Origin of the sequence: Kitasatospora sp. NPDC007106 (genome assembly GCF_040634455.1) — a bacterium.
Taxonomy (GTDB): domain Bacteria; phylum Actinomycetota; class Actinomycetes; order Streptomycetales; family Streptomycetaceae; genus Kitasatospora; species Kitasatospora arboriphila.
In genome coordinates, this window is the sequence record NZ_JBEYFP010000430.1 from 1 (window position 1) to 5,073 (window position 5,073).

Here is a 5,073-nt window from a genome sequence, read left to right on the forward strand (position 1 = left end):
GGCCGGCGCGGGGAGCGGGACGCCGAACCGCTCGGCGTCGCCGAGCACGGCGCGCAGCATCCCGGCGAAGGCCGTCGGCCAGTCGGCGCCCTGCAGACCGGCGACGGGTTGGGGGTAGCCGAAGCACGGGCCGGTGGCACCCGCGATCCGGGCGGCGACGGCGCCCAACTGGCGTCGCAGCGGCGCCCGCTGGTCCCTGGTCAGGCCGTCACGCAGCTCGTCCCAGGTGTCGCCGTCGAGGTACTCCAGCAGCAGCCATTCGCCGGGGGTGTCCGGGCCGGCCGGTTCGTGGTGCAGGACGGCGGGGACGGGGGCGCCCGTGGCGGCGGCGAGGCGGTGGAAGAGCGTCTCGGTGCCGAGCAGGCCCTGCTCGTGGGTGAGCGCGGGCGCGTCGGCGGGCGGCGCGGCCTTGAGCACCAGGCGCCGGCCGTCGGCGAGTTCGACCAGCCGGGCGGAGTTGTAGAGCCCCCCGTGCAGGGCCCTCCCGCCGACCACCTCCACCGCCCCGAGCGCCCGGCGGACCCGCCGCTCGGCCAGCTCCTGCGCGGCGCGCCCCTCCTCTCCCCGGCCGGCCCCGGCGGGTTCCTCGGTCACTGCGGCGGTCATGGCGCTCCTCTGCGGACACGGGACGGATCGACGAACGGCGCCACCACGCGGCCGGGGACACCTACGGCGGAGGCACCCTCCAGGAATCCAACAACGCCGCCCCACTTTTGTCGAGCCCTGAACTAAGTGACCGGGACGGCCCCGCGGAGCGTGGCGGCGGTAGCGTTGCGCGGCGGCGGGGCGCGACCGCCGGCCGATGGATCCGGGAAGGCGCCCGGGCCACCCATAAGTCAAACCTATGGGTACATAAAGCAGAGGTATGTACCGCGGAACGTCCAGAGCAGCGAAGGTGGCATTCGGAAACCTCTCCGCCGTCCGTTCCCGGGCCGTCCGCGGCCCGCCCCTGCCGAAGGATGCCGCCATGTCCCGCCCCGTCCGGGTCGCGATCGTCGGAGCCGGCCCCGCCGGCGTCTACGCGGCCGACGCCCTGCTCAAGTCCGAGGTCGCCGCCGACCCGGGTGTCTCGATCGACATCCTGGAGCGGCTGCCCGCCCCGTTCGGGCTGATCCGCTACGGCGTGGCGCCCGACCACCCGCGGATCAAGGGCATCGTGACCGCCCTGCACCAGGTGCTCGACAAGCCGCAGGTCCGCTTCTTCGGCAACGTCGACTACCCGGGCGACCTCGCCCTGGAGGAGCTGCACCGCTTCTACGACGCCGTGGTCTTCGCCACCGGCGCGGTGGCCGACCGCGACCTCGGGATACCCGGGATCGACCTCGACGGTTCGTACGGCGCCGCCGACTTCGTCTCCTGGTACGACGGCCACCCGGACGTGCCCCGCAGCTGGCCGCTGGAGGCCGAGAAGGTCGCCGTGCTCGGCGTCGGCAACGTCGCCCTCGACGTGGCCCGCATCCTGGCCAAGACGGCGGACGAACTGCTGCCCACCGAGATCCCGGCCAACGTGTACGACGGACTGGCCGCCAACCGGGCGGTGGAGATCCACGTCTTCGGGCGGCGCGGCCCGGCCCAGGCGAAGTTCAGCCCGATGGAGCTGCGCGAGCTCGACCACTCCCCCACCATCGAGGTGGTCGTCGACCCGGAGGACATCGACTACGACGAGGGCTCGATCGCCACCCGCCGCGGCAACAAGCAGGCCGACATGGTGGCGTCCACCCTGGAGAACTGGGCGATCCGCGACATCGGCGACCGCCCGCACCGCATCCACCTGCACTTCTTCGAGTCGCCCGTGGAGGTCCTCGGCGAGGACGGCCGGGTGGTCGGCCTGCGCACCGAGCGCACCGCCCTCGACGGCACCGGCGACACCACGGGCACCGGCATCTTCCGCGACTGGGACGTCCAGGCGGTGTACCGCGCCGTCGGCTACCGCTCGGACGAGCTGCCCAAGCTGCCCTTCGACGCCATGACGGCGACCGTCCCGCACGAGGCCGGCCGGGTGCTGGAGGCCGGGGCGCACCTGCCCTCGACGTACGTCACGGGGTGGGTCAAGCGCGGCCCGGTCGGCCTGATCGGCCACACCAAGGGCGATGCCAACGAGACCGTCGCCTGCCTGGTCGCGGACCACCGCGCCGGCCTGCTGCGGCCCGCCGGGTCTCCGGCGGAGGACGCCGTGGTGGCCTTCCTGGAGGAGCGCGGCGTCGACTACACCACCTGGGAGGGCTGGCAGCAGCTGGACGCCCACGAGCGGGCGCTCGGCGAGCGCGAGGGCCGCGAGCGGATCAAGGTCGTCCCGCGGGACGAGATGCTGCGCGCCTCCGGCAGCTCCCTGACGGCCCGCCCCGAGATCGACCCGGCGCAGTGACCTGAGGTTCCGGAACGGCCCGTACGGCAGCGGCACCGACCGCCGTCGCACGGGCCGCCGTCGTTCGGGCCGCCGCCGAACGACCGCCGCCGAACGGATCCCCGGCAGGCCGGGCTCAGAACCGGACGAGGCCGCCGGGCGCGAGCCGGTGCAGGCGGTCGCCCAGGCCGGCCGCGTCGAAGGCCTTGGCGAGCGAGTCGCCGTCCTCGGTGAAGTGCGTCCAGTGCTCGAAGTGCAGCGGGACGACGCGGCGGGCGCCGAGGATCGCGGCGGCCTCGGCGGCCTGGGCGCTGGTGAGGGTGAGGGGTGCGTCCGGGATCAGCGGGGTGCGGGCGGCACCGGCGAAGAGCAGCGCCACGTCGACCGGGCCGACCCGGTCGGCGACCTCGCGGACGATGTCCAGCGAGGCGTTGTCCCCGCTGACGTAGACGGTGGGCAGGCCGCCGCCGGACAGCACGAAGCCGGTGACCTCGCCGACCAGCGGCTCGCTGCCCTGCGGCCCGTGCAGGGCGGGCACGCCGGTGACCCGGAGCGAGCCGCCGTCGGGCCGGGCCAGCACGGTGTGCTCCCAGTTCGGCAGCGCCCGGACGGCCCCGCCGAGCCGGTCGGCCGCGGATCCGGTGGAGAGCACCGTCCGCACCGCGCCACCGGTGACCAGCTCGCGCCCGGAGGCGTCCAGGTTGTCCGGGTGGTGGTCGTGCGAGAGCAGCACGGCGTCCACCGGCCCGATCTCGGCGAGCGGCAGCCCGGGGCCGGCGGTCTTGGTGAGCGTCCGGGCGCCGACCGGGTGGGAGCCGGGCCCGTCGAAGGTCGGATCGGTGAGCAGTCGGAGCCCGCCGAGCTCCAGGACGGCGGTCGGGCCGCCGATGTAACGGACGGTCAGCGTGGACATGGTTGCTCCCCTTCGGCCGGTGTCCCGTACACCGGGGACAATCCCGCGGCGATCACGGTTGTTCCCGAGCCGGCGCACGGCCCCCCGAACGGGTGATGCGGGCGGCCACCACCGGGACGCACGGGAAAGCTCGGGGACGTACCCCGGCGCCCGGGCCGCACGGCGGGCGCGTGCGGGTCCGGGCGCCGGTGGGAGCCCCGTCAGGAGGCCAGGGTGACGATCTGCCAGCGCTGGTTCGGGTTGGTCAGCTCGCCGCAGTCGTGGACGTAGACGTAGTCGCCGTCGGTGTCCAGGCACTGCAGGGTCTGCTGGTTCTGCAGGGTGATCACCGGGCCGGCCTTGTTCTTCTCCCACCAGTGCTGGTAGCCGCTGGTGTTGCAGTTGTGGGCATAGGCGGCGGTGCCGTTGTTGTCCAGGCACTGGCCGGAGGCGACGCCCTTGTAGACGACCGAGCCGTCGCCGAGCACCTCGCGGGCGAACTGCTGCCGCAGGTCGTCCTCGTGGCAGTCCTGCAGCCGGTAGTTGTTCCCGCCGCCGGGCGTGTCGTAGACGCACGTGCCGAACTTGGCGCTCTTGAACTGCACGACCGCGCCGAAGCCGGCCGGGGCGGCGGCCGCCGAGGGCGCGGCGGTCAGCAGCGGCACGGCCAGGGCGGCGCTCAGCGCCGGCAGGAGGAGTCTCGCGGGGGTGGGCACGCGCACGGCGGTGGGTCCTTTCGAGAAGGGTCCGCTGCCCGGGGACGGCAGCGGTGCGGACCGGCGCGGCCTGACGCCGCGCCAAGTCCGTTCTCGAACGATGCTAGATCGGCACGAATCACCCCACCTGCGGAGCGGGTCCGCGGGATGGCCCGCCGGGTCCGGCGGGCGCCGGGCACCACCCACGGACCGTCAGGACTCCTCCGCGTCGGCCTCCGGGGCGTACAGGTCCTGGATCTCCAGCCCCTCGGCGCCCAGCCGGGTCCGCTCGGCGTGCTCCCGCATCCGGGCGCCGTAGACCGGATGGTCCATCAGCCCGGTGTAGGTGTCGAAGTCCAGGTCGAGGAGGCCGGCCTCGTCGGCGAGGTACACGTCCAGCCCCGGGTACATCACCGCCACGTACGGAAGGTCGTCCATGTCGGTGACCAGGACGGGGTACTCCCCCGCCGAGTCCGGCTCGCCGAGGTACAGCAGCCGACGCGAGTCGCAGCCGCCCACCAGCGGCAGGCAGCGGCCCGGCAGCAGCGGCTCGAACTCGGCGAACATCTTCGACCACACCTCCTCGCTGCTGCCGAAGCCGTACAGCTCGTCCACGGTCTCCGAGAGCGCGGCGCCCGCGAGGTCGGGCGCCAGGGCCTCCGGGTACCAGCCGAGCCCGACCGGCAACGAGGAGTCGAAGGCCAGCCAGCGCCGCAGGCTCGGCGGCAGCGGCCGGCCGTCCGGCAGCCGGAGGGCGGCGAGGGTCTCGGCGGGCAGCGGCACCGGCTCGTCGTCGAGGTCCGGCATGTCGGCCGTCTCCCAGCCGTCCTTGCTCACCTTGGCGATGACGCGTTCGATCAGGGCCTCGCCGTGCAGGTCGTTCTCCATGCGCGGCACTGTGCCACACCCCTCCGACAGTCCGTCCGTCGGTAACGATCCGGCGCGGAGAATTGCGGACGACCATGGGCGATCAGGGCAATCGATCTTGCCCTCGTGCCCGGGCTCCTGGTGCGCTCGACCACACCTGACGACCCGACCGACACCAGGGGGAACCGTGCCCGACGCACCGCAGGACGAGCCGGACGGACAGGCCGGGCCCGACGGACCGGCCGACCCACCGGACCGGCCCGGCCGTCGCCGCG

The 5,073-nt window shown here is 74.1% G+C and carries 5 protein-coding genes; 1 reads left to right on the forward strand and 4 read right to left on the reverse strand.

From position 1 onward, the window contains the following. Positions 1-606: phosphotransferase (locus tag ABZ641_RS25340; protein WP_359985188.1), on the reverse strand; the 606-nt coding region annotated here is incomplete at its 3' end. A gap of 361 nt (positions 607-967) precedes the next feature. Here ABZ641_RS25340 and ABZ641_RS25345 point away from each other — a divergent pair. Continuing rightward, on the forward strand, positions 968-2,365 hold the full coding sequence (locus ABZ641_RS25345; RefSeq protein ID WP_344624048.1) for an FAD-dependent oxidoreductase: 1,398 nt from the start codon (positions 968-970) through the stop codon (positions 2,363-2,365). A gap of 115 nt (positions 2,366-2,480) precedes the next feature. On the opposite strand, the gene ABZ641_RS25350 is transcribed toward ABZ641_RS25345, so the two are convergent. The 3 genes from ABZ641_RS25350 to ABZ641_RS25360 form a co-directional block, all read right to left on the reverse strand. Continuing rightward, complete coding sequence (locus ABZ641_RS25350) at positions 2,481-3,257, reverse strand: MBL fold metallo-hydrolase (protein WP_344624049.1); 777 nt, start codon at positions 3,255-3,257, stop codon at positions 2,481-2,483. Positions 3,258-3,457: 200 nt separating this feature from the next. Continuing rightward, complete coding sequence (locus ABZ641_RS25355) at positions 3,458-3,958, reverse strand: ricin-type beta-trefoil lectin domain protein (RefSeq protein ID WP_359985192.1); 501 nt, start codon at positions 3,956-3,958, stop codon at positions 3,458-3,460. Between the two features lie 186 nt (positions 3,959-4,144). After that, positions 4,145-4,819: a hypothetical protein gene (locus ABZ641_RS25360; protein WP_344624051.1), complete on the reverse strand. Its 675-nt coding sequence runs from the start codon at positions 4,817-4,819 to the stop codon at positions 4,145-4,147. Positions 4,820-5,073: the final 254 nt, after the last annotated feature.

What these genes read in the sequence shown, in the direction of transcription:
- ABZ641_RS25345 (WP_344624048.1), top strand. Translation starts at nt 968, where the DNA reads ATGTCCCGCCCCGTCCGGGTCGCGATCGTCGGAGCCGGCCCCGCCGGC.
- ABZ641_RS25350 (WP_344624049.1), bottom strand. Translation starts at nt 3,257, where the DNA reads ATGTCCACGCTGACCGTCCGTTACATCGGCGGCCCGACCGCCGTCCTG.
- ABZ641_RS25360 (WP_344624051.1), bottom strand. Translation starts at nt 4,819, where the DNA reads ATGGAGAACGACCTGCACGGCGAGGCCCTGATCGAACGCGTCATCGCC.